The organism is Ruegeria sp. CDSC021 (assembly GCF_059610845.1).
Window position 1 is genome coordinate 34,193 of record NZ_JBXWOK010000016.1, and the last position, 21,317, is coordinate 55,509.

The 21,317-nt window shown below is 59.9% G+C and carries 21 protein-coding genes; 11 read left to right on the forward strand and 10 right to left on the reverse strand.

Annotation, left to right across the window (positions count from 1 at the left end; translation table 11 throughout):
• Position 1: 1 nt before the first annotated feature.
• From truB to rbfA, 3 genes are read right to left on the reverse strand one after another with little or no spacing between them, the layout of a single operon-like run.
• The gene (gene truB / locus AC2FGB_RS18530; RefSeq protein WP_496694598.1) at positions 2-907 is read right to left on the reverse strand and encodes a tRNA pseudouridine(55) synthase TruB; all 906 of its coding nucleotides are present in this window, start codon (positions 905-907) and stop codon (positions 2-4) included.
• A gap of 60 nt (positions 908-967) precedes the next feature.
• Positions 968-1,705 (reverse strand): phosphodiester glycosidase family protein, encoded by a 738-nt coding sequence (locus AC2FGB_RS18535; RefSeq protein WP_496694597.1) that lies wholly within the window; start codon positions 1,703-1,705, stop codon positions 968-970.
• Positions 1,702-2,097: a 30S ribosome-binding factor RbfA gene (gene rbfA / locus AC2FGB_RS18540; protein ID WP_496694596.1), complete on the reverse strand. Its 396-nt coding sequence runs from the start codon at positions 2,095-2,097 to the stop codon at positions 1,702-1,704. Before rbfA ends, AC2FGB_RS18535 begins: the two co-directional genes overlap by 4 nt.
• Before the next feature lie 91 nt (positions 2,098-2,188).
• Here rbfA and dapB point away from each other — a divergent pair, with 91 nt between their 5' ends.
• Positions 2,189-2,998, forward strand: a complete 810-nt coding sequence (gene dapB, locus AC2FGB_RS18545) for a 4-hydroxy-tetrahydrodipicolinate reductase (protein WP_496694595.1) — start codon at positions 2,189-2,191, stop codon at positions 2,996-2,998.
• A 25-nt stretch (positions 2,999-3,023) separates the two neighbouring features.
• Here dapB and AC2FGB_RS18550 read toward each other — a convergent pair whose 3' ends face one another.
• From AC2FGB_RS18550 to tmpA, 3 genes are read right to left on the reverse strand one after another with little or no spacing between them, the layout of a single operon-like run.
• On the reverse strand, positions 3,024-3,692 hold the full coding sequence (locus tag AC2FGB_RS18550; protein WP_281996035.1) for an ureidoglycolate lyase: 669 nt from the start codon (positions 3,690-3,692) through the stop codon (positions 3,024-3,026).
• Positions 3,689-4,279, reverse strand: a complete 591-nt coding sequence (gene tmpB, locus AC2FGB_RS18555; RefSeq protein WP_142640030.1) for a (R)-1-hydroxy-2-trimethylaminoethylphosphonate oxygenase — start codon at positions 4,277-4,279, stop codon at positions 3,689-3,691. Before tmpB ends, AC2FGB_RS18550 begins: the two co-directional genes overlap by 4 nt.
• Positions 4,276-5,412: a 2-trimethylaminoethylphosphonate dioxygenase gene (gene tmpA / locus AC2FGB_RS18560; RefSeq protein ID WP_142640032.1), complete on the reverse strand. Its 1,137-nt coding sequence runs from the start codon at positions 5,410-5,412 to the stop codon at positions 4,276-4,278. Before tmpA ends, tmpB begins: the two co-directional genes overlap by 4 nt.
• Before the next feature lie 99 nt (positions 5,413-5,511).
• Here tmpA and AC2FGB_RS18565 point away from each other — a divergent pair, with 99 nt between their 5' ends.
• Entirely contained in the window at positions 5,512-6,369 is an 858-nt protein-coding gene (locus AC2FGB_RS18565; RefSeq protein ID WP_496690435.1) for a LysR family transcriptional regulator, read from the forward strand.
• Here AC2FGB_RS18565 and AC2FGB_RS18570 read toward each other — a convergent pair whose 3' ends face one another.
• Positions 6,370-6,552 (reverse strand): DUF1674 domain-containing protein, encoded by a 183-nt coding sequence (locus tag AC2FGB_RS18570; RefSeq protein ID WP_142640036.1) that lies wholly within the window; start codon positions 6,550-6,552, stop codon positions 6,370-6,372. It abuts the gene before it with no gap.
• Between the two features lie 89 nt (positions 6,553-6,641).
• On the opposite strand from AC2FGB_RS18570, the gene AC2FGB_RS18575 reads away from it, so the two are divergent.
• The 7 genes from AC2FGB_RS18575 to AC2FGB_RS18605 all read left to right on the forward strand — a co-directional run bounded on the left by AC2FGB_RS18575 (position 6,642) and on the right by AC2FGB_RS18605 (position 15,102).
• Positions 6,642-7,898: an RsmB/NOP family class I SAM-dependent RNA methyltransferase gene (locus AC2FGB_RS18575; RefSeq protein ID WP_496690436.1), complete on the forward strand. Its 1,257-nt coding sequence runs from the start codon at positions 6,642-6,644 to the stop codon at positions 7,896-7,898.
• A gap of 90 nt (positions 7,899-7,988) precedes the next feature.
• A complete protein-coding gene (locus AC2FGB_RS18580; RefSeq protein WP_496690437.1) occupies positions 7,989-9,728 on the forward strand; it encodes a heparinase II/III family protein in 1,740 nt (579 codons plus the stop codon).
• A gap of 22 nt (positions 9,729-9,750) precedes the next feature.
• Complete coding sequence (gene purH, locus AC2FGB_RS18585; protein ID WP_496694594.1) at positions 9,751-11,340, forward strand: bifunctional phosphoribosylaminoimidazolecarboxamide formyltransferase/IMP cyclohydrolase; 1,590 nt, start codon at positions 9,751-9,753, stop codon at positions 11,338-11,340.
• Entirely contained in the window at positions 11,340-11,810 is a 471-nt protein-coding gene (gene lspA / locus AC2FGB_RS18590; protein ID WP_281973770.1) for a signal peptidase II, read from the forward strand. The genes purH and lspA overlap by 1 nt, the downstream gene beginning before the upstream one ends.
• A 50-nt stretch (positions 11,811-11,860) precedes the next feature.
• Positions 11,861-12,379, forward strand: coding sequence for a DUF3035 domain-containing protein (locus AC2FGB_RS18595; protein WP_271952136.1), 519 nt, complete (start codon positions 11,861-11,863; stop codon positions 12,377-12,379).
• Between the two features lie 81 nt (positions 12,380-12,460).
• Positions 12,461-13,801, forward strand: a complete 1,341-nt coding sequence (locus AC2FGB_RS18600; protein WP_282027878.1) for a M16 family metallopeptidase — start codon at positions 12,461-12,463, stop codon at positions 13,799-13,801.
• Positions 13,798-15,102 carry a M16 family metallopeptidase gene (locus AC2FGB_RS18605; protein WP_271952138.1) on the forward strand — a complete coding sequence of 435 codons (1,305 nt, stop codon included), beginning with the start codon at positions 13,798-13,800 and terminating at the stop codon, positions 15,100-15,102. Before AC2FGB_RS18600 ends, AC2FGB_RS18605 begins: the two co-directional genes overlap by 4 nt.
• A 3-nt stretch (positions 15,103-15,105) precedes the next feature.
• On the opposite strand, the gene AC2FGB_RS18610 is transcribed toward AC2FGB_RS18605, so the two are convergent.
• The 3 genes from AC2FGB_RS18610 to deoC form a co-directional block, all read right to left on the reverse strand.
• Complete coding sequence (locus tag AC2FGB_RS18610) at positions 15,106-15,837, reverse strand: Crp/Fnr family transcriptional regulator (RefSeq protein WP_271952139.1); 732 nt, start codon at positions 15,835-15,837, stop codon at positions 15,106-15,108.
• 177 nt (positions 15,838-16,014) lie between these two features.
• Positions 16,015-18,348 carry an aldehyde dehydrogenase family protein gene (locus AC2FGB_RS18615; protein WP_281996042.1) on the reverse strand — a complete coding sequence of 778 codons (2,334 nt, stop codon included), beginning with the start codon at positions 18,346-18,348 and terminating at the stop codon, positions 16,015-16,017.
• An 11-nt stretch (positions 18,349-18,359) separates the two neighbouring features.
• Positions 18,360-19,358, reverse strand: coding sequence for a deoxyribose-phosphate aldolase (gene deoC, locus AC2FGB_RS18620; RefSeq protein WP_271952143.1), 999 nt, complete (start codon positions 19,356-19,358; stop codon positions 18,360-18,362).
• 198 nt (positions 19,359-19,556) lie between these two features.
• Between deoC and AC2FGB_RS18625 the strand changes: the two genes are divergently transcribed.
• Complete coding sequence (locus AC2FGB_RS18625; RefSeq protein WP_271952144.1) at positions 19,557-20,510, forward strand: metal ABC transporter solute-binding protein, Zn/Mn family; 954 nt, start codon at positions 19,557-19,559, stop codon at positions 20,508-20,510.
• A 3-nt stretch (positions 20,511-20,513) separates the two neighbouring features.
• Positions 20,514-21,317: a metal ABC transporter ATP-binding protein gene (locus tag AC2FGB_RS18630; RefSeq protein ID WP_281996044.1), complete on the forward strand. Its 804-nt coding sequence runs from the start codon at positions 20,514-20,516 to the stop codon at positions 21,315-21,317.

Here is a 21,317-nt window from a genome sequence, read left to right on the forward strand (position 1 = left end):
ATCAGATGACGAACACCCGGCTGGGATGCAATTCGCCGGATTTATAGATGCCGACCGCCACCGCCTGACCATCCAGCGAGGCCCAGGCCTCATCCCCGTATTCCACATCGGACGCCAGAACCATACCAGGGTTGCCGTTACGCAGACGGGTCGCACCTTCGGGGGTGCATTTCAGTTCGGGCAGGTCCGATAGGCCAGTTTCCAGCGGGTGCAGGTAATCATCCAGCGCGGTGGTTTTGGCCATCTCGTCGATCTGTTCAATGCTCAGTCCGTCTTTGGTCTCGAACGGGCCGGACCAGATACGGCGCAGCTCGCGGACATGGCCGTAGCATCCCAGCGCCGCGCCCAGATCACGCGCGATCGATCGGACATAACCACCCTTGCCGCAGGTCATTTCCAGCATGACGTGGTCGGCATCTGGGCGATCAACCAGAACCAGTTCCTCGACCCACAGAGGGCGCGCAGCGAGTTCCACATCCTCGCCATCGCGAGCCAGCTTATAGGCACGTTGCCCGTCGATCTTCACCGCCGAGAATTTCGGCGGAACTTGCATGATCTCACCGATAAAGGGCGCGAGGGCTTCTTTGATCTGTTCATCCGAGGGGCGCGTATCGCTGCTTGCGATCACCTCGCCCTCGGCATCATCGGTATTGGTGGCCTGACCCAGACGCACGGTGAAGGTATAGGCCTTCAAAGCGTCGGTGATATAGGGAACGGTTTTGGTCGCCTCACCCAAAGCCACGGCCAGAACGCCGGTGGCCTCGGGGTCCAGCGTGCCCGCATGGCCCGCCTTCTTTGCGTCCATTGCCCAGCGCACCTTGTTGACCACGGCGGTCGAGGTCATGCCCGCGGGCTTGTCCACCACCAGCCAACCGGAAATGTCGCGACCCTTGCGTTTGCGTCCCATTGTGCACCTTGTTCTATGCCGAGGCGCGCGAGTTAGCGGATCGGTCTGGCCCTGTCAATTTCAGGGCGTGTCTTCAACCACACCGACAATCGGCCCCAGCGAGAACCCGACATCGGATCGGCTGTTCGCCCGGTCATACATGCGAGAGATATTGCCGTCGAAGAACAGCGCATTCGGCGTTTCCAGCACATCGCGGAACAGGCTGCCGAATTGGTGGAAGGTGACGTAATCCTCGGAAATGGCGAACACCGCGCTGGTGCCATCGGCGCTGGTGCCCACGCCATTGCGCACATAAACCGACGTCGAATCAGGCAGGAACCTTGGGTGCAGCTCTCCGTCGATGACAAGCATCGGGCCGGATTGGCTGGCAAAGCGACATTCGAGGGCTTGATCTATAAAGTCCAGCGTCTCGAACACGTCGGCGCGGCCCTCGCGGATGCAGAACACCCCGTTGGGCAGAAGGCCGAAATTTCCGGGGCCGGGGTTCGGGATCACACGCATCTGCTCCTGCCCGTCCTCGACATAATGGCCGACGGGCGAGCGGTCGTCGTGATACATGCCTGCGTTCATCGCAAAGGCCAGACGCTTGCCAACGGGCTCCAGCGCCTCATTCACCGCCGAGAAATGCCCTAGCAGGTCGCCATTATCGTCATTGAGGAACAAGCGCATGTCCTCATTCGCTGCATCCACCTCGCAGACAGTGTAGCGTTTGTCACTATGCGTGACCTTTTCGCATGTCACTGCCCCGGCTTGCGCCGCCCACAGGAAAGCGCCCAAAGTGACAAATGCCCGGATCACTCGTCGAGATCGCGGCGCACCGCGTCCTGATCGAACATCCGGCGGGTGTCATCCATTCGGTCAAACGTGTCATCCAGCCGGAACCGCAGATCGGGTGAGAATTTCAGCCCGACCTTTTTACCAACCATGCGCCGCAGCTCGTGTTTGTTGCGGGCCAGCAGTTCGATTACATCCTCCTGCCCTTTGCCGCCCAGGGGCAGCACAAAGGCGGTGGCGATCTTCAGATCGGGCGAGGTGCGCACCTCACCCACAGTGATTGACATGCGATTCAGGTCGGGATCGTGGACATCTCCGCGCGCCAAAACCTCGGACAGGGTGCGGCGGATCAGTTCGCCGACACGCAGCTGTCGTTGGGACGGGCCGGGGCCATCGTGGAATTTGTTCTTAGCCATATCCCCGATCTAAGCGCAAAGCGGGGCTTTGCCAAGCGGGTGCGAACCGGGTAGGAGGCTTTGAGCCAATCAATGCGAAAGGACCAGCGCAATGACCCATATTCCGGGGATCGTCATCACAGGGGCTTCGGGCCGTATGGGTCAGATGTTGATCAGGACCGTGACCGACAGTGATCAGGCCCGCCTGGTCGGCGTGGTCGAGCGCACGGGTCATGATTGGGTTGGGCAGGATGTGGGCGCGGCCATGGGCGGTGCAGCGCTGGGCGTTACGGTGACCGACGATCCGCTGGAGGCCTTTGCCCAGGCGCAGGCCGTGATTGACTTCACCGCACCCGAGGCGACGCTGGAATTCGCCGCGTTGGCAGCGCAGGCGCGCTGTGTGCATGTGATCGGCACCACCGGGATGAGTGACGAGCAGATAGCCGCTCTGGAGCCGGCCTCACGTCATGCGGTGATCGTGCGGGCGGGAAATATGAGCCTGGGTGTGAACCTGCTGGTACAGCTGACCAAAAAGGTCGCTGCCGCGTTGGATGAAGATTTCGATATCGAGGTGATCGAAGGGCATCACCACCACAAGGTCGATGCGCCCTCGGGCACCGCGCTGATGCTGGGCGAGGCCGCTGCCGAAGGGCGTGGTGTAGATCTGGCTGAGGTGTCCGATCGGGGCCGCGATGGTATGACCGGCGCGCGCAAGCGGGGCGATATCGGGTTCCATGCCATTCGCGGCGGCGACATCGTGGGTGAGCATGACGTGCTATTCGCGGCACCGGGCGAACGCATCGTGCTGCGCCACCTGGCCACTGACCGCGCCATTTTCGCGCGCGGCGCCCTGAAAGCCGCACTTTGGGGGCAGGGTAAAGCGCCTGGCCAATATGACATGGTGGACGTTCTGGGGCTTTGACACCGCCCGGGAGCCGACAGACCGACTACAACTCTCGGATCTTATCTGCGCGCAAAGGGCAGGCGAGATAGACGCCGAATTCTTTGCCGATATCCGCACTGACCCGCGCGTGAACCTTGCCCTGCCGATCCAGAAAACGCTGATTGTCCTCGACCGGGAATATCCCCTCGTGCCAGATGCCAGGATGGATATACAGCCCGCGTGACCCATCACACCAGAAGGCCACCACCTTTTCCGGTGTCAGATTGTCGCCCGGCAATGCGGCAGGGATGATGAAAGGCTTGTTGTCGATCGGCCAGAACATCTGTCCGCCATCGGGGTGATAGTTCATGTGCCAAAGCAGAACCTGATCGCGCGGAGCAGTTTGCCGGTTGGCGTTGGCCTGTTGCGGATCAGTGGACCAGCCGAGGACATAGTGGCCGTTGACCGCTTCGTTCTCGCCGTAAAGGACGTCCCCTTTCCACTCACCATGAAATGTGCCTTCGACCCAACCGGCTTCATCGCCGGTGCCTTCGTCGATGGGCCGCCAGCCTTGCTGTGGCCAACGGACGATTTCAATTTCGAATTCTTCGGGGTCGTCGACCAGACAGCCATAGCCCTTGACCGACTTGTCTGTAGCACGGATCAAGGGGACCTCGTGCCAAGGCAGGGATGGTTTGGTGTTGGCCTCAAAAATGTATTCTGGGGCGTTCATGTGAGCTCCTGATATTTTTCGACCATTCGCTGCACCATCGGCGCAAAATGGTTGAAATCGGGGGTTTCCATGTCTGCACGTTTACCTGCTTCGTCCAGATAACGCACCTGAATGATCTCTTTCAGGTTCGGGTTCTGCTCGAATTCGGCAACTTCTCTGGCACTCATCGGCCCGCCTTGCAGTTCCAGTGTATGAACCGAAGCCGTGGACAGGCGGTTGAAATATTCGGGCTTGGTAGCGCAAAGATACCGTTTGGCCGCCACGTGATAGCGGCAGCAATCGGTGATAACAGACGGAAAGAACTGTTCCAGCACCTCGGCGCCTGCATCTTCGTGATGGCGGTCTTCGGTGTCGTCGGGGTGGTACGTGCCGAATTCGGATGTGAAATGACCGATATCGTGCAGCAATGCCCCTACGATGATCTCTTCGGGCATGCCGTTCTGTTCGGCAATGGTCGCGCCCTGCAGCATGTGTTCTGCCATGGTGACGGGTTCGCCCAGATATTCCTCGCCTCCGCGGCGGTCAAAGATATCCCCGATGAAGGCCACGATATTGTCGGGGGTCAGGGTCGAGAAATCAGGTTTCATTCCGCCGCCTCCAGTGTCGCCAGTTCCATCGCCGCCAGCGTTGACAGTAAGCCGTCCTTGTCGGCATAGCAGCCTTGCAACCACCGCGACCCGGCGCCGGAATAGCCCAGACGCGCGTGCAGGACGCGGGTGTTGTCAACGATGAAGCTTTCGCCCGGCTCCAGCTTGAACGACACGCCCATGGCCGGATCGTCGATTATCTCACCCAACTGGCGATAGGCGGCGTAATAGGCCTCCATCAGATCGAAGGGGATATCCACAAACGGAGCCGACGAGCGGTTGTTAAAGCGGATACCGATCAACTCGCCGTCGGGCGATAGCTCAATCATTGGGCGGCGCGACCGCAGGCAGACCCCGTCCGAGCCCTTGTATTCGAACCGCGCCGGGAAACCTGCCAACAGGGCAAATCCATCGGGGTCCTGATCGCGCAGTTTTTCCGCCGCCCGGAACCCGTCCACAACAATGGAATCGCCACCCTCGGCGCTGTTTTCCAGGCAGTACAGGATCTGCAATGTCGGTACCGGGTCGCGATAGGGGTTGTCCGTGTGCGCCTGCAGGCCAAGCCCTGTAAAGGCCAGGTTGGTCGGGTTCACTTCGGTTCGAACCTCGAAATAGGGGCCATAGTTGGTCTGACGGACGTATCCGAACAGATCAGCCACCTTCAACAGGGATTCCGGTTCGGTCGGGCCACTGGTCAGTTTGGCAAACCCGTATTCGGCGACCATTGCCAGCCAGCCACGCTTGGCTGCGGGTTTGGCGTGGACGTCGCTCCAGTCGGCGCTGGGCGCGTCGAGCCCTTGCTCCCAGGTGGTGATCCCGGGCGCGGTGCGGCCAAAGTTGCGGCTGTCCTCTTGGTCATAGCTATGCGCAGCCAGCCAATCGGCGGGGAAAGTGACAGTCTTGTTTTCGGGTTGAAATGTGACGGTGAGGTCGCCGTTGGCCACTGAGGCAGCGCTGACCATGGTATCGGCGGGGATATCGCCAATGGTGATCAGGCGCTGTCCGTTGCCCGGTGCCCGTGTGTCAGGATCAAGCGCGTTGTCGCGTAGCCAGATGGCGTGAAAGCGGGCACTTGGGCCTGTATCGAATTCCACGGTGACGATTGACGGAGTATGGGTGGCAGAGCGCAGCATGGGGTTTCTCCTGTTCGCGCGGGGCTTTGCTTGAGGATATACGCCCCCTATGGCATTACGACAATTAATCCTTGTTGCTGCTGAGGCCTGGAAAATCTTATGGATAAAAAGAAGATCGGCTTGCCCCCGCTGGACTGGTTGCGCGTATTCGAAGCGGCGGGGCGGTTGGGTGGATTCTCGGCAGCGGCGCGCGAGTTCGGTCTAACGCAGGCTGCCGTCAGTCAGCGCATCGGCAACCTTGAGGCCTGGTTGGGCCGCACGCTGTTTGTGCGCGAGGCGCGCGGTGTATCGCTGACCGTCGAGGGCGAAAGCTATCTGCCGCTGGTTCAGGACAGCTTGCAGGCGCTCGAGCGCAATACCGAAGACCTTTTCGGAAAATCCCCGCGCGAATTGCGGGTGGCTGGCCTGTCGTCCCATATCAAAGCCCTCGTCATACCCGCTCTTGCACGTTTTCACGACCTGCGCCCCAAAGTTCGGGTGCTGACAGATTCTGTGGCGCGACGGTCTTCGCTGGATGAAGAGAGGACTTGGCTTCAAATCCGCTATGGGCGTGGGGCGTGGCCCGGGCGAGATGCCGAACTGATTGCCGCCGAAGTGCTGGTGCCGATGGCAGCGCCGGGTGTGGATTGGTCCGCGCCCTTGATTGATCTGCGCGGTGAAAGGCCCGGCTGGCGTGATTGGGCGAAAAACACCACTCAGACCGACCTGCCAACCTCGAAAATGAGCTTCGATTCGATGGAACATGCGATTTCGGCGGCTCGGCAGGGTTTGGGCGTTGTGTTGGGATCCATGCCCTTGGCGCAATCGGACTTGCGAGCGGGGCGGTTGCGTCGACTGGATTTGCCCGAATTGAACGCAAAAGATGGCTATTGGCTGACCTGGCCCGAAGAGCGTGCGAAATCCAATAAGCAACGGGCGCTCATCGCGGATTTTCTGCAGGCCCTGCGCGGGGATTGATCAGAAATCTATCGCGATGCCTTTCTTTTCCCAATCGCCATAACGTGCAGGATCGGGGCCGTCGCGTCCGCCCAGCTCTTTGGGTCGCGCTTTTGCGTCGGCTTCGGCCTTGCGACGGCGGTCCTCCGCCTCAGCCAGCGCGCGTTGTGCGGCAGGCGGCAGGTCTTTGGGCTCGTCACTCATGACATCGGGTTCCTTTCAGTGCATTGGCTTGATATACGCCCCCGTCCGCCCTTGGCAATGCGGACGAGGGTCACATCAAAGGCGATTCAATGTCCGATAACGCAACGGCCGCGCGACGCAGCGCAATCTACCTTCTGGATCAGATCTTGGGTGAGGGGCGGCTGATGTCAGAATGTCTGGCTGCAGGTGCGCTGGAGCGATTGGCACCAGAAGACCGGGCGCGGGCACAGCGGCTGGCGTTGCAAACGCTGCGTGGGCTCGAACGCGCCGACCGTCTGTTGGACAATCACCTGAACCGCACTCCCGCCCTGACCGTGCATAATGCCCTGCGTCTGGGAGCGGTTGAGCTGTGCCATGGCGAGGCAGCGCATGGCGTCGTAAATTCCATGGTTGAGATTGTCGGTCGCTCGCGCAAGCATGGGCGGCTCAAGGGGTTGGTGAACGCGGTTCTGCGCAAGGTGGCGGCGGAAGGGCCAGAGGCTTGGCCGAAAATGCGCGTGCCGCGCCTACCCGAGTGGCTGCGCGATCCATTGATCATGGCCTGGGGTGCCGAGGCCGTGACCGGCATGGAGCTGGCGCATTTCGAGGGCGCGCCGCTGGATCTTTCGGTCAAGCCCGGGGCAACAGCGCCGGGTGAGATGCTTCCGACCGGTTCGATGCGGGTTCGGGATGCGGGGCAGGTGTCCGCTCTGCCGGGATATGATCGCGGTGACTGGTGGGTTCAGGATGCCGCCGCCGCACTGCCTGTCCGAGTTCTGGCGCCTAAGGCCGGAGAGAAAATTCTGGACCTTTGCGCTGCGCCCGGTGGCAAGTCGTTGCAGTTGGCGGCTGCGGGGGCCGATGTGACTGCGCTGGATATCTCGGAATCGCGGCTGGAACGAGTCCGCGAGAACCTGACGCGGACGGGCCTGATGGCTACGGTCATCGCGGCTGACGCGCTTGAATATCAAGGCCAGTATGACGCCATCCTTCTGGATGCGCCCTGTTCCGCCACCGGCACGATCCGCCGCCATCCTGATCTGCCCTTTGCCAAGGACGGGTCGGAATTCGGCGCGCTGATCGAGCTGCAAACGCAGATGCTTGCTCATGCCTGGACCCTTCTGAAACCGGGCGGGCGGTTGGTGTACTGCACCTGCTCGTTGCTGCCCGATGAGGGCGAGGTGCAGGTTGAAGAGGCGCTACAGATGTATCCTGATATGCAAGCGGACCGGGCCGCTTTACAGGTCGTAGGGATCGAAACGGGCTGGATCACCGAAGAGGGCGGTTTGCGTCTGCGGCCTGACTATTGGCCGGGGACAGGCGGCATGGACGGCTTCTATATCGCCTGCCTGACGAAATCGACCTGAAGGCACGCTTTTCGATGACTTGACGATTGCTCCGGTCTATCGTTGGGTCTCAGGCGCCAGCAGAGCGCAAGGGGCAGAGTAACGAGCGTCATGTCAAATTCGGACACCATGGCAAACCGATGGTCGCGATTTCAGAACCGGCTTTATGCGCGGCTCAGTCAGCGGCGCAAGGCCGTTACCGGATTTGTGGGCGATCCGGAACCACGCACGGTTGGATCATTTGCGCGCGGGCGTCAGTTGGTGGCTGGGAACCTGCTGTTCTCGGGCTATCTGGTAGAGGCGCAGGATACAGGCTTATGGGATGTCACTGCGCCCAGCACCGGATTCGACGATGAACGCCACGGTTTTGCCTGGCTGGATGATCTGGCGGCTGTTGGCGACATCCGGGCGCGCGAAAAGGCGCAACGCTGGGTCTGGGGCTGGATCGAAGCACATGGGCGCGGGCACGGGCCCGGTTGGGCACCTGATCTGACAGGCCGGCGAGTGATGCGTTGGATCAATCACGCGATCTTTTTGCTGCGCGGTGTGGATGAGCAACAAAGCAAGGTCTTTTTCAGTTCGCTATCTCAGCAGGCCTGGTTCCTGTCGAAACGCTGGCATGCTGCGACGCCTGGCCTGCCCCGGTTCGAGGCGCTAGCCGGTCTGGTGCAGGCTGGTTTGGCTTTGGAAGGGCTTGAGCAGATGGCAGAGCCCGCCCTGCGCGCTCTGGCGCGGGAATGTGACAGTCAGATAGATCAAAAAGGTGGTATCTCCACGCGCAACCCCGAGGAGCTGCTGGAAGTCTTCACGCTGCTCGCCTGGACATCGGCAGCACTTAGCGATCTGGGGCGGGGTACACCTGGGGCGCAGGCGAATGCGATTAAACGGATGGCCCCGACCATGCGTAATCTGCGTCATTCGGATGGTGCACTGGCCCGTTTCCACGGGGGCGGGCGCGGGGTCGAGGGGCGTCTGGATCAGGCTCTGGCGCAAAGCGGCGTCAGACCGCAAAGCGAGAACGGCCTGTCCATGGGATTTGCCCGTCTCTATGCGGCACGGACCAGTGTGGTAATTGACGCCAGTTCGCCGCCCAAAGGGGATGCGTCATATAACGCACATGCGTCGACCTTGGCATTCGAGCTGACCTCGGGCCGCCGACCTCTGATTGTGAATTGTGGGTCTGGGGAAACCTTTGGGTTGGAATGGCGTCGGGCCGGGCGCGCCACGCCGTCGCATTCGACACTTTGTCTTGACGGCTTTTCAAGTGCGCGTCTGACCTCAGCTGTTCCTGGTACGGAACGTGAAGGGCTGGTGGACGCGCCAAAGGATGTTCCGGTCGAGTTCGAAGACGCGTTCGAGGGAACCCGGTTTATGGCCGGGCATGATGGCTATACCAAAGTGTTCGGCCTGACCCATGCCCGAACGTTCGAGCTGCGCTTTGACGGGCGGGAGCTGACCGGCGAAGATATTCTGCTTACCACAAGTGACAGGGCCAAGCGGCAATTTGACAAGGCGCTGGATGCGTCGAGCCTGACTGGTATCGGCTTTGACATACGGTTCCATCTGCATCCGGACGTGGATGCGGCGATAGATTTGGGCGGTGCGGCGGTGTCCATGGCGCTCAAAAGCGGTGAGATTTGGGTGTTCCGCCATGATGGTGTGGGGAAATTGTCAATCGAGCCAAGTGTTTATCTTGAAAAGGGCCGTTTGAAGCCACGCGCGACAAAACAGATCGTTCTATCTGGCCGCGCAATGGAGTATGCGACGCGCATCCGGTGGACGTTAAGCAAGGCGCAGGATACAGCCTTTGCCGTGCGCGACTTGCACCGGGACGAGCCCGAGTTTGACTGACGCCAAAAGGACCTTTGGACCCATGACCGATCTTCACCCCGTGCGCCGCGCGTTGCTTTCCGTATCCGACAAGACCGGGCTGATCGAGCTGGGTAAGGCGCTAGCCGACCGCGGGGTCGAGCTGTTGTCGACCGGCGGCACAGCAAAAGCGTTGCGCGATGCGGGGTTGGAGGTGAAGGATGTCAGCGAGATCACCGGTTTCCCCGAGATGATGGATGGCCGGGTCAAGACGCTTCACCCTATGGTGCATGGCGGCTTGCTGGCCTTGCGTGACAATGACACCCATGTCGCCGCGATGAACGAACACGGCATCGACGCGATCGACTTGCTGGTGGTGAACCTCTATCCGTTCGAGGCGACCGTGGCTAAAGGCGCTGGCTATGACGAATGTATCGAGAATATCGACATCGGCGGCCCAGCGATGATCCGCGCCGCCTCAAAGAACCACGCGTTTGTCAATGTCGTGGTCGATGTCGAGGATTACTCGTCGCTGTTGGATCAGCTGGACGAGAATTATGGCAAGACCTCATATGGTTTCCGTCAGTGGTTGGCGCAAAAGGCCTATGCCCGCACCGCTGCTTACGATACCGCCGTGTCGAACTGGATGGCCGATGCGCTGCAGCTTGAGGCCCCCAAGCGCCGCGCTTTTGCGGGCGAGTTGAAACAGACACTGCGCTATGGCGAGAACAGCCATCAGACCGCTGCATTTTATACCGACGGTACCAACCGACCCGGTGTGGCGACCGCCCTTCAGCATCAGGGCAAGGAACTGAGCTATAACAACATTAACGACACCGATGCGGCGTTTGAGCTGGTTGCGGAATTCGATCCCGTCAAGGGTGCGGCCTGTGCCATCATCAAACATGCCAACCCGTGTGGCGTTGCGACAGGAGGCACGCTGCTGGACGCCTATAAGGCCGCGTTCGACTGTGACCGTACCTCGGCCTTTGGCGGGATTGTGGCCCTGAATCAGCCGCTGGACGCTGAAACCGCGCAGGAGATCACAGGGATTTTCACCGAGGTTGTGATCGCACCTGGCGCCTCGGATGAGGCCAAGGCGATCTTTGCCGCCAAGAAAAACCTGCGCCTTCTGACGACCGAAGGCCTGCCGGATGTGACCGCTGGTGGCAAAACCGTGCGTCAGGTCGCGGGCGGTCTGTTGGTGCAAGACAAGGATAACGGTTTCGTCGGCATGGATGACCTGACGGTTGTCACCAAGAAGGCCCCGACGGATGAACAGATGCGCGACCTTCTGTTTGCCTGGAAGGTGGCAAAGCACGTGAAATCCAACGCCATCGTCTATGTGAAGGACGGCGCGACCGTGGGTGTCGGCGCTGGCCAGATGAGCCGCGTGGATTCGGCCCTGATCGCGGTCAAAAAGGCCGAGCGCATGGCCGATGTTCTGGGCCTGCCACAGCCGCTGACCATCGGCTCAGCAGTGGCGTCGGACGCGTTCTTCCCCTTTCCCGACGGGTTGATGGAGGCCGCAGAGGCAGGCGCAACCTGCGTGATTCAGCCTGGCGGCTCGATGCGAGATGACGACGTGATCGCCGCCGCAGATGAGGCCGGTCTGGCCATGGTCTTTACTGGCATGCGGCATTTCCGTCACTGATGCGTGCCCGATTGCTCCTCTGGGCGGCGCTGACCGCGTTTCTGATCGACCAGATCAGCAAGTACCTGGTCGTTCATGTGATGCGCGTGGCCGAAGGGCCGATCAGCGTTCTGCCGCCCTTTCTGGTGTTCAGATATGGCGAGAATCGCGGCATCAATTTCGGCCTGTTTCAGGGCAATGGCGACGCCGCGCGCTGGGCTCTGATCGGAGTTTCGCTGGTGATTTCAGTGGGCGTGTTGATTTGGTTGATGCGCACGGCCCCCTCAAAGCTCATGTTGGTCTGTGGCGGCCTGCTGATCGGCGGTGCGCTTGGCAATGTTGTGGACCGCGTGTTGTACGGATATGTGCTGGATTTTCTGAACATGTCCTGCTGTGGTTTCGACAACCCCTATGTGTTCAATCTGGCCGATGTATTCATATTCGCAGGTGCGTTCGGGTTGGTGCTGTTTGATAGGAAAAAGCCCTCGTGACGCGGGTTTGGAAATACGATAAAAGCGCCTGAAACAGGCTGGAGACTTTCATGCGGTTGCCGCGTTCCATATTTGTTGTGACTATGAGTCTTGCGGTTGCGGGATGTTCGGATATCGGTCTGCGCCACCTCGAGCCGCCGGGCCCGGGCCCGGACGAGTTTGCGATTTTGCCGGTCAAACCTCTGACCCAGCCCGAGAACTACAACTCCTTGCCCGCACCGACACCGGGTGGCACCAACCTGACCGATGCCAATCCCACAGGGGATGCTATTGCCGCGCTGGGCGGGAATCCGGCTGCTTCGAATCCAAATACCGCTGTGCCTGCCTCTGATGGCGCGCTTGTCACGGCCTCCAGCCGATATGGCGTTCCTTCAAATACACGGCAAGTCGTCAACCAAGAAGATGCGGATTTCCGCAAGCGTCAGGGGCGTTGGACCCGTCTGCGGCTGTTCAACGTAGACCGATATTCGCAGGTTTACCGTCGCTGGGCTATCGATCCGAACAAGCAAACCCAGGCTGCGCGGAACGCTGGGATCGAAACGCCATCGGCGCCGCCGGTCAATGAATAATTCTTAACTTTCCGTCATCGGGGTTGAACCCGCGCGGCACCACCGTAGTTTGAACACCAGAAACGAAACGGAGGATGCCCCATGGTTCGGGCTCTGGCACTGTCGGCTGCTCTGATCGCCGCCACCCCGGTTTTTGCCGAAGATGGGCACGAGGCGGTCACCACCTTTACGCTGGATAACGGTATGGACGTTGTCGTGATCGAGGATCATCGCGCCCCAGTCGTGCAGCACATGGTCTGGTATCGCGCCGGATCGGCGGATGAGCCGGTTGGTTCGTCCGGTGTGGCGCATTTTCTGGAACACCTGTTGTTCAAGGCCACCGACACGCTGGAGGCGGGCGAGTTTTCTGCCACCGTCGCGGCCAATGGCGGCAATGACAACGCGTTCACCTCGTATGATTACACCGCCTATTTTCAGCGTGTTGCTGCCGACCGGCTTGAGCTGATGATGCGGATGGAGTCAGACAGGATGCGCAATATCCGCCTGTCCGATGATGACATCGCCACCGAGCGCGACGTGATCCTGGAAGAACGTAACCAGCGTACCGAAAACAACCCGCGCGCCCTGTTCGGTGAACAGGTCAGCGCGGCGCAATACCTCAACCACCGCTATGGTGTCCCCGTTATCGGTTGGAAACATGAGATGGAAACGCTGGACCTGGACGATGCACTGTCCTTCTATCAGATCCACTATTCGCCAAATAACGCCATCCTGGTGGTGACCGGCGATGTTGAGCCAGACGAGGTCAAATCCCTGGCCGAGCAATATTACGGGGTAATCCCGGCAAACCCGGACCTGCCCGAACGGGTGCGATCACAGGAGCCGCCACAAACCGCTGAACGCCGTCTGACCTTTAAGGATGCGCGCGTATCGCAGCCCTATGTTCAGCGCAGCTATCTAGCACCCGAACGGGACGCAGGTGCACAGGAAAAAGCCGCCGCCCTGTTCCTTCTGGCTGAATTACTGGGGGGCAGCACGACGTCGTACCTGAATGAAAAACTGCAGTTCGAGCAGCAAAAGGTCGTCTATACCGGTGCGTTCTACCGAGGCGTGTCGCTTGACGATACCACATTTGATCTGCTGGTTGTTCCGGCCGAAGGCGTGTCGCTGCAAGAGGCCGAGGATGCGATGGATCAGGCCGTGACCGATTTCATCGCCGAAGGTGTGAACGAAGAGGATCTGGATCGGATCAAGATGCAGCTGCGCGCCGCGCAGACCTATGCGCGAGACAATGTGGACGGGATCGGCAATCGCTATGGCCGTGCCCTGGCCAGCGGGCTGACGGTCGAAGATGTACAGGCTTGGCCTGATGTCCTGCAGGCGGTGACCGGTGATCAGATCATCGCCGCCGCGCGCGAAGTGCTGCAGCCTGAAACCTCGGTCACGGGCTGGCTGATGCGAGACGATGAGGTAACGCAATGAAGCGGATATTTGTAACTCTGATAGCTTTGGTCATCGCAGTTCCTGCATGGGCCGAGATCGAGATTGAAGAGGTCACCTCGCCGGGTGGCATCACCGCATGGCTGGTCGAGGATCACTCGATCCCCTTCACCGCCCTGGAGCTGCGGTTCCGCGGTGGCACGTCGCTGGACGACCCGACAAAGCGCGGCGCGGTGTATTTGATGAGCGGCCTGATAGAAGAAGGCGCTGGCGAAATGGATGCCCGCACCTATGCGCGCGAGCTGGAATCTCTGGCCGCGTCGTTCGGGTATAGCGCCTCAGACGATTCAGTGTCGATCTCGGCACAGTTTCTGACCGAAAACAGGGATGAGGTGATTGACCTGTTGCGGACCACGATTCACGAACCGCGTTTCGATCAGGATGCTGTAGACCGTGTTCGCGCTCAGGTTCTGTCGGGTCTGCGGTCAGATCAGACCAGCCCCAGTGACATTGCCGGGCGCAGCTTCGCGGAAATGGCCTATGGCGATCACCCCTACGGTTCCGAAGGCAAGGGCACGATCGAGAGTGTCAGCGCCTTGACCCGCGATGATGTGGTCACGGCATATGAGAACGTGTTTACCAAGGATCGTCTGTATGTAGGCGCGGTCGGCGATATCACCCCAGAGGAACTGGGCGCGGTGCTGGACGAGCTCTTGCTTGATCTGCCGGATACCGGCAAACCGATCCCTAAGCGGGCCGATGTGACAATCACTGGCGGAGTGAGCGTGATCGAGTTCGATACGCCGCAATCGGTGGCTCTGTTCGGCCATGCCGGGATCGACCGCGACGACCCGGATTTCTTTTCCGCCTATCTGTTGAACCACATTCTTGGCGGCGGGGGTTTCGAAAGCCGCCTGATGCAGGAAGTGCGCGAAAAACGCGGTCTGACCTATGGTGTGGCGACCTATCTGGTGCCAAAGGATCTGGCCTCTGTGTATCTTGGGTCGGTGTCCTCTGCCAATGACCGTATTGCCGAAGCCGTTGATGTGATCCGCAACGAATGGGCGCGCGCCGCATCCGAAGGGGTCACTCAGAAGGAGTTGGACGACGCCAAGACCTATCTGACCGGTGCCTATCCGCTGCGCTTTGATGGCAACAGCCAGATCGCCGGGATCATGGTGGGTATGCAGATGGAGGATTTGCCTATCGACTATATCGCCACACGCAATGACAAGGTAAATGCAGTGACGCTTGAGGATGTGAACCGGGTGGCGTCCGAACTGCTGGATCCAGATGGTTTGCACTTTACCATCGTTGGCAAACCCGAAGGTCTGGACGGCTGACCCTTAGGCCGCTGCAGGTCTTCTCTGGGCCTGCAGCGTGTGCCTGTTGCTGTTCAACAGCTTTTGCCGTGTATGTCGGAAATGCGCTGCTTTCAATGCATCGTCGATATGGCGGCTCCGCCGCAGCAAGCGCATCAGGCTGATATTGTCGAAAACCAGGCATTTGGTGGGTTCGGTGGCTATTACCGTGGCTGTGGCAGGCAGCCCAAGGCCAAAGGTCAGCTCTCCCAAAATCTCATCTTCTCCACATTGGTTGATGACCCGGCCGTTTTTCAGGATCGTGGTCCGCCCCTTTAAGACAAAGCCCAAAAAGTCGGTTGTCTTGCCTTCTTCGATCAGGATGTCACCGTTTTCATAGGTCTTGACGGCGGCGGTGTTCAACAGTTTCCGGGCTTGGTGGGGTTTCAGCGATTCAAGGTGCAGGGCGATGAACTGACGTTCGTCATCTGAAAACCGAAGCAAATGCCGGGACAGAAACCCGCGCAGCAGGCCCAGGATCGAGATCGAGATATAGGCCAGCTGAATGATCGAGCCCGCGAGGTTGAATTCTTCCGACATGCTGAACAGAACACATCCGGCTGCGGCGATCACAAGCAGGGGGTAGAGGCTGCCGTTGCCCCGGATGATCCCCATCTGTAGCAGAAAATAGCTGGTGATGTAGAGGCCCGCGCCAAAGACGCCGATCATCGTGGCGACCTGTACCAGTTCAGGAAACTCGTATGGAAAACTCAGCATGGACCGATCCAACCTTGTTAAGACTGGGTCCAAGCTGAGGGATAGTGGCGGCGCTGTATATGAACAATGTCACATGTTAATCATCGTTATGTTCATTCAATGATCACTCTATGCAGCAGCGCGCCATCTGTACCCGAACAAACTGTTTGCACCCCTGGGTTCTCCAGGGCTGGGTCCCTACTCACCGTAGGGCACCCAGATGTTTTTAACCTCGGTCGCAGCCTGCAAGAAACGGCGAGTCTGATCCTCGTGCCATTCGGTTGCCATGGCGTTATTCACCCAACTCCGTTTCAGGTTCCCGGCCGAAGCCCGCTCGATCTCGGCCGACAGATCGGTAGACGAGAATGACCAAACTGCATCCACATTCAGATGCGAAGCCAGCGGCTTCGCCAGTTCCGTGTGGCTGCCAGTCAGGATGTTGACCACGCCAGCGGGCACGTCCGAGGTTTCGAGGATTTGGTAGAAATCCGTCGCCGCCAGCGGGTAAGGCTCGCTTGCCGCAAGAACCACCCGGTTGCCCATCGCAATCGCAGGCGCCATGGCCGAGACCAGACCCAGCAGCGGCGCCTCGTCAGCACAGAGCGCGCCGATCACGCCGACAGGTTCTTTCATGGCAATGGCCACGCCCCGGATCGGAACGCCGTGCACCTGGCCGTCATACTTGTCGGCCCAGGCAGCGGCGGTGAACAGGCGCTGGATCGAGGCTTCGACCTCTTTCGCGCCGTCTTTCCTGCCGGTCATGGCATCAAGGCGCGCAGCGAATTCACCCGCGCGGGCCGAGAGGTTTTCGCCGATGTAATACAAGATCTGTGCCCGTAGATGGCCGGTGGTCTTTGACCAACCCTTGGCCCCCGCTGCGGCCTCGACCGCGTTGCGGACGTCTTTGCGGTTGGCCAGACCCACATGGCCCAGCAGGCCAGGCTTGCCCCAGACGGGTTTCGAATATCCGCTGTCAGGACGGGCCTGTTTGCCGCCGACATACATTTTGGCAGTACGGTCAATCGGATCGACCGGGGCACCTTCGCCCATCGCGGCCTCGGCCTTGGCCAATGGTTTGCCTTTGCCTTTGGGCTTGGTGTAGGCGGTCAGACCTTCCCAGCCACCTTCGCGGCCAAAGCCGCTTTCGCGCACACCGCCGAACCCGGCTGCGGCATCGAACAGATTGGTGGCATTCACCCAGACAACGCCCGCGACCAGCTTCGGTGCGATATCCAGTGCAAGGTTCACGTTCTCGGTCCATACCGTCGCCGCCAGCCCGTAACGGGTGTTGTTGGCCAGCTCAACCGCCTCTTCCGGAGTACGGAAGGTCGAGGACACCAGCACCGGACCGAAAATTTCCTCCTGCATCAGTTGATCGGAGGTTTCGAGGCCCGAGATCAGCGTTGGCGGGAAGAAACAGCCATTTTCGGGCAGCGCGCCGGCCGCCTGATAAACGTGACCCGCGGTGTTGCTGTCGACCATGCTCTTGATGGTCTGCAACTGGACCGGGTCGACCACAGCACCCACGTCGATGCATTTGTCCAATGGATCACCGATGCGCAGAGTGTCCATTCGGGCGCGCAGTTTCTCGTGGAACCGATCGGCGATGCCTTCCTGAACCAACAGACGCGAACCCGCGCAACAGACCTGACCCTGATTGAACCAGATCGCGTCGACCAGCCCTTCGATGGCGGAATCGATATCGGCGTCGTCAAAGACGATATAGGCGGACTTGCCACCCAGCTCCAAAGTCAGCGCCTTACCCGAACCGGCGGTCGCCTCACGGATGCGCCGCCCCACTGCGGTTGAGCCGGTAAAGGCGATCTTGTCCACGTCCGAGGCCACGATCATCTCACCTACCGCGCCATCGCCCGTGACGATGTTGACCACACCCTTGGGCAGCCCGGCCTGTGAGCAGATATCGGCAAACAGCAGCGCGGTCAGAGAGGTATATTCGGCAGGTTTCAGAACGACCGTGTTACCCATGGCCAGCGCCGGAGCAATCTTCCAAGCCAGCATCAGCAGCGGGAAGTTCCAAGGAACGATTTGTCCACACACTCCCAGCGCTTCGGCGTTGGGTAGTTCGCTTTCCATCAACTGCGCCATGCCGGCGTGGTAGTAAAAGTGACGCTGTACCAGAGGGATGTCGATGTCGCGCGATTCACGGATCGGCTTGCCGTTATCCAAGCTTTCCAGCACTGCAAACAGGCGCGAGTGCTTTTGCAGCAGGCGCGCGATGGCATAGAGGTAGCGCGCACGACCCGCACCGCCCATCTTCTCCCATTTTGGCTGCGCCTTGCGGGCGGCGGATACGGCGGCGTCGACATCGGCTTGCTTGGCCTGGGTCAGCTTGGCCAAAACCTCTCCGGTCGCCGGGTTGCGGCTGTCGAACCCCTTGCCCGGTTTGGTGAAGGTCCCGTCGATATAGTGACCAAATTTGTCACCCTGATCGACCAGCCAGGCCAGCGCTTCGGCTGAGCTTTCGGGGGCAGGGCCGTAATCCATGGTCTCGAAAATCTCTTTGACTGTCATTGTTTTCGTCCTCAGCCCATCGAGTGCCTGTAACCGGCGGAATAAGCACCCGTTACGAAATGTTCTAGCTGCCGTTCGATATCGCCCAAAAGCGACGACGCGCCAAAGCGAAACAGGTCCGGCTCCAGCCAACGGTCGCCCAGCTCATCCTTGATCAGCGACAGGTAAACTAGTGCGTCCTTGGCTTTGGAAATCCCGCCTGCGGGTTTATATCCGACACGATACCCGGTGCGGTCATAGTAATCGCGGATCGCCCGGATCATCACCAGCGACACGGGCAGCGTGGCGTTGACGCTTTCCTTACCGGTCGAAGTCTTGATGAAATCCGCCCCCGCCATCATGCAGACCAGCGAGGCGCGCGCCACGTTGCGTAGGCTGCCCAGTTCGCCGGTTGCAAGGATGGCTTTGACATGCGCGTCGCCACAAGCCACGCGGAACGCTTTCATCTCGTCATACAAGGCCTGCCAGTCGCCCGACAGCACATGACGCCGAGAGATTACGATGTCGATTTCCTCGGCTCCGGCTTTGACGCTTTCTTCGATCTCGGCCACGCGCAGGTGGAACGGGGACAAGCCTGCAGGGAATCCGGTCGATACGGCGGCCACCGGAATCCCGGTGCCCTTCAGCGCATCCACAGCGGTTTCGATCATGTCGTGATAGACACAGACCGCGCCGGTGGTGATCGGTGGCATGTCCAACGTCTGAAGTGTTGCAGAAGCCACGGGTTGCCGCGCTTTGGCGCACAGGCGCCGGACACGGCCGACGGTATCGTCTCCCGATAGGGTGGTCAGGTCGATCAGGGTGATCGCCTTGAGCAGCCACGCCGCCTGGTAGTCCTTTTTCACCGAGCGCCGACCCGGCAGGGTGGCTGCGCGGCGCTCAACGGCCGAGGTGTTGACCTGTACGGCCCGCACCCAATCCAGATCAAGCTCCATTCCAGGGTTCCGGGGCTCGGTCACTTGCGGCAGATGCGCGGTGCGCACGGGGCTTTCTGAGCTCTGCGTTTCCATTTTCACATCCTTTGGGAGGTTTGTATCAAATTCGCACGGGTAAGATGCAAATGGAAGGCCATCCGGCATTGGAAGGGTAAATTTTTTGACCAAATGGACAAAATAGGCGTTTTCTTGCGAATAATTCTCAATAGCATTGACTTAGTTGCGAGCGGTTCTCATATTCATCTTAGCAAGATACCAATTCCGGGGTCTGACATGATTCGTCGTAGTTTCCTTGCAGCGCTGGCATTCGCCGCTGTATTCCCATTCTCGGCCTGGGCCGATGCGCCGCTGAAAGTGGTGGCCACGACCGGTATGATTGCCGATGCCGCCCGTCAGGTCGGAGGTGATCAGGTCGAGGTGAAGGGCCTTATGGGCCCCGGCGTCGACCCGCATGCCTATCGTCAGACCCGCAGTGATATCGTCGCTATGACCAGGTCCGATCTGATCCTGTGGCATGGTCTGTATCTTGAGGCGCAGATGGAAGAGTTCTTCCATGACCTAGGGCGTAAACGCATGGTTGTTGCGGTAGCCGAAGGCGTTGATAAGTCAAAGCTGCACGCGCATGACAATTATGCTGACAAATACGATCCCCATCTTTGGATGAGCCCGGCCCTGTGGCGCGATGTCGTGGTCGAGGTGCAAAAAGCCCTGACACAAGCGCGCCCCGAGGCCGCGGACACCTTTGCGGCAAACGCAGAGGCCTTTCTTGCGCAGATCGCGGAACTGGAGACTTATGGCAAGCAAGTGCTTGCAGCGGTCCCGGAAAACAACCGTGTTCTGGTGACGGCACATGATGCCTTTGGGTATTTCGGTGCTGAATACGGGTACGATGTGCTTGGAATTCAGGGTATTTCAACCCAATCCGAGGCGGGACTGAACCGGATTAGCGAATTGGTCGATACGCTGGTTGACCGGCAACTGACGGCAGTTTTCGTGGAAAGCTCGGTCTCGGATCGGTCGATGCGTGCGCTGATCGAGGGTGCAGCGGCCAGGGGACATCAGGTCGAAGTCGGTGGACAGCTTTATTCGGACGCGATGGGCGAGCCCGGCACCTATGAGGGTACCTACATCGGGATGCTGGATCACAATATCACAGTAATCGCAGGCGCTCTGGGGGCTGATATTCCCAAAACTGGCATGAGCGGCAATCTGTCGGCGGGGTTTTAAGAGATGCTGGAACTGGCGGCACATCAGGGCATCCCCCTTCCGGAAAACGACATTGGAAAAAGCCCGCTGGCCATTCGTGGCCTGACCGTCTCGTACGGGCAGAAGCCGGCAGTTTTCTCGGTTGATATGACCGTGCAACCGGGTGCCATGACAGCGATCATCGGGCCAAACGGTGCTGGTAAATCGACCCTGTTGAAGGCTGCGTTGGGGATTGTGTCACCCCTGTCCGGGCAGGTGACAGTGTATGGTGATCGGCTGGACCGGCAGCGGTCCCGGATTGCATATGTACCGCAACGGGCCAGCGTGGACTGGGACTTCCCGACGCGCGTGATTGACGTGGTTCTGATGGGCTTGTCGCGCGAGCTGGGGCTGTTGGGACGGGTGCGCGCCCGGCATAAGGCGCGGGCGATGGATTGTCTGCACCGTGTAGGGATGCGTGACTTTGCCGACCGGCAGATCGGCCAGTTATCAGGCGGCCAGCAGCAGAGGGTCTTTCTGGCGCGCGCCTTGGCGCAGGCCGCCGATCTGTATTTGCTGGACGAACCTTTTGCCGGGGTTGATGCGGCAACGGAAAAGGCCATCATTTCGGTCCTGAAATCCCTGAAAGAGGCGGGCAAGACCGTGGTTGCGGTGCATCATGACCTGGCGACCGTCACCGACTATTTCGACCATGTTTTCCTGATCAACACGCGCAAAGTCGCCGAGGGGCCCGTGGCCGAGGCTTTTACGGCCAAGACATTGCAATCTGCATATGGCGGGCGTCTGGCTACAGCGCAGATCGACCAGATCTCACGCGCGCTGGGGTGA

Excerpts from the sequence above, each read along its gene's own strand:
- truB (WP_496694598.1), bottom strand. The coding sequence starts at position 907 with ATGGGACGCAAACGCAAGGGTCGCGACATTTCCGGTTGGCTGGTGGTG.
- rbfA (WP_496694596.1), bottom strand. The coding sequence starts at position 2,097 with ATGGCTAAGAACAAATTCCACGATGGCCCCGGCCCGTCCCAACGACAG.
- dapB (WP_496694595.1), top strand. The coding sequence starts at position 2,189 with ATGACCCATATTCCGGGGATCGTCATCACAGGGGCTTCGGGCCGTATG.
- AC2FGB_RS18550 (WP_281996035.1), bottom strand. The coding sequence starts at position 3,692 with ATGAACGCCCCAGAATACATTTTTGAGGCCAACACCAAACCATCCCTG.
- tmpB (WP_142640030.1), bottom strand. The coding sequence starts at position 4,279 with ATGAAACCTGATTTCTCGACCCTGACCCCCGACAATATCGTGGCCTTC.
- tmpA (WP_142640032.1), bottom strand. The coding sequence starts at position 5,412 with ATGCTGCGCTCTGCCACCCATACTCCGTCAATCGTCACCGTGGAATTC.
- AC2FGB_RS18565 (WP_496690435.1), top strand. The coding sequence starts at position 5,512 with ATGGATAAAAAGAAGATCGGCTTGCCCCCGCTGGACTGGTTGCGCGTA.
- AC2FGB_RS18570 (WP_142640036.1), bottom strand. The coding sequence starts at position 6,552 with ATGAGTGACGAGCCCAAAGACCTGCCGCCTGCCGCACAACGCGCGCTG.
- AC2FGB_RS18575 (WP_496690436.1), top strand. The coding sequence starts at position 6,642 with ATGTCCGATAACGCAACGGCCGCGCGACGCAGCGCAATCTACCTTCTG.
- AC2FGB_RS18580 (WP_496690437.1), top strand. The coding sequence starts at position 7,989 with ATGTCAAATTCGGACACCATGGCAAACCGATGGTCGCGATTTCAGAAC.
- purH (WP_496694594.1), top strand. The coding sequence starts at position 9,751 with ATGACCGATCTTCACCCCGTGCGCCGCGCGTTGCTTTCCGTATCCGAC.
- lspA (WP_281973770.1), top strand. The coding sequence starts at position 11,340 with ATGCGTGCCCGATTGCTCCTCTGGGCGGCGCTGACCGCGTTTCTGATC.
- AC2FGB_RS18595 (WP_271952136.1), top strand. The coding sequence starts at position 11,861 with ATGCGGTTGCCGCGTTCCATATTTGTTGTGACTATGAGTCTTGCGGTT.
- AC2FGB_RS18600 (WP_282027878.1), top strand. The coding sequence starts at position 12,461 with ATGGTTCGGGCTCTGGCACTGTCGGCTGCTCTGATCGCCGCCACCCCG.
- AC2FGB_RS18605 (WP_271952138.1), top strand. The coding sequence starts at position 13,798 with ATGAAGCGGATATTTGTAACTCTGATAGCTTTGGTCATCGCAGTTCCT.
- AC2FGB_RS18610 (WP_271952139.1), bottom strand. The coding sequence starts at position 15,837 with ATGCTGAGTTTTCCATACGAGTTTCCTGAACTGGTACAGGTCGCCACG.
- AC2FGB_RS18615 (WP_281996042.1), bottom strand. The coding sequence starts at position 18,348 with ATGACAGTCAAAGAGATTTTCGAGACCATGGATTACGGCCCTGCCCCC.
- deoC (WP_271952143.1), bottom strand. The coding sequence starts at position 19,358 with ATGGAAACGCAGAGCTCAGAAAGCCCCGTGCGCACCGCGCATCTGCCG.
- AC2FGB_RS18625 (WP_271952144.1), top strand. The coding sequence starts at position 19,557 with ATGATTCGTCGTAGTTTCCTTGCAGCGCTGGCATTCGCCGCTGTATTC.
- AC2FGB_RS18630 (WP_281996044.1), top strand. The coding sequence starts at position 20,514 with ATGCTGGAACTGGCGGCACATCAGGGCATCCCCCTTCCGGAAAACGAC.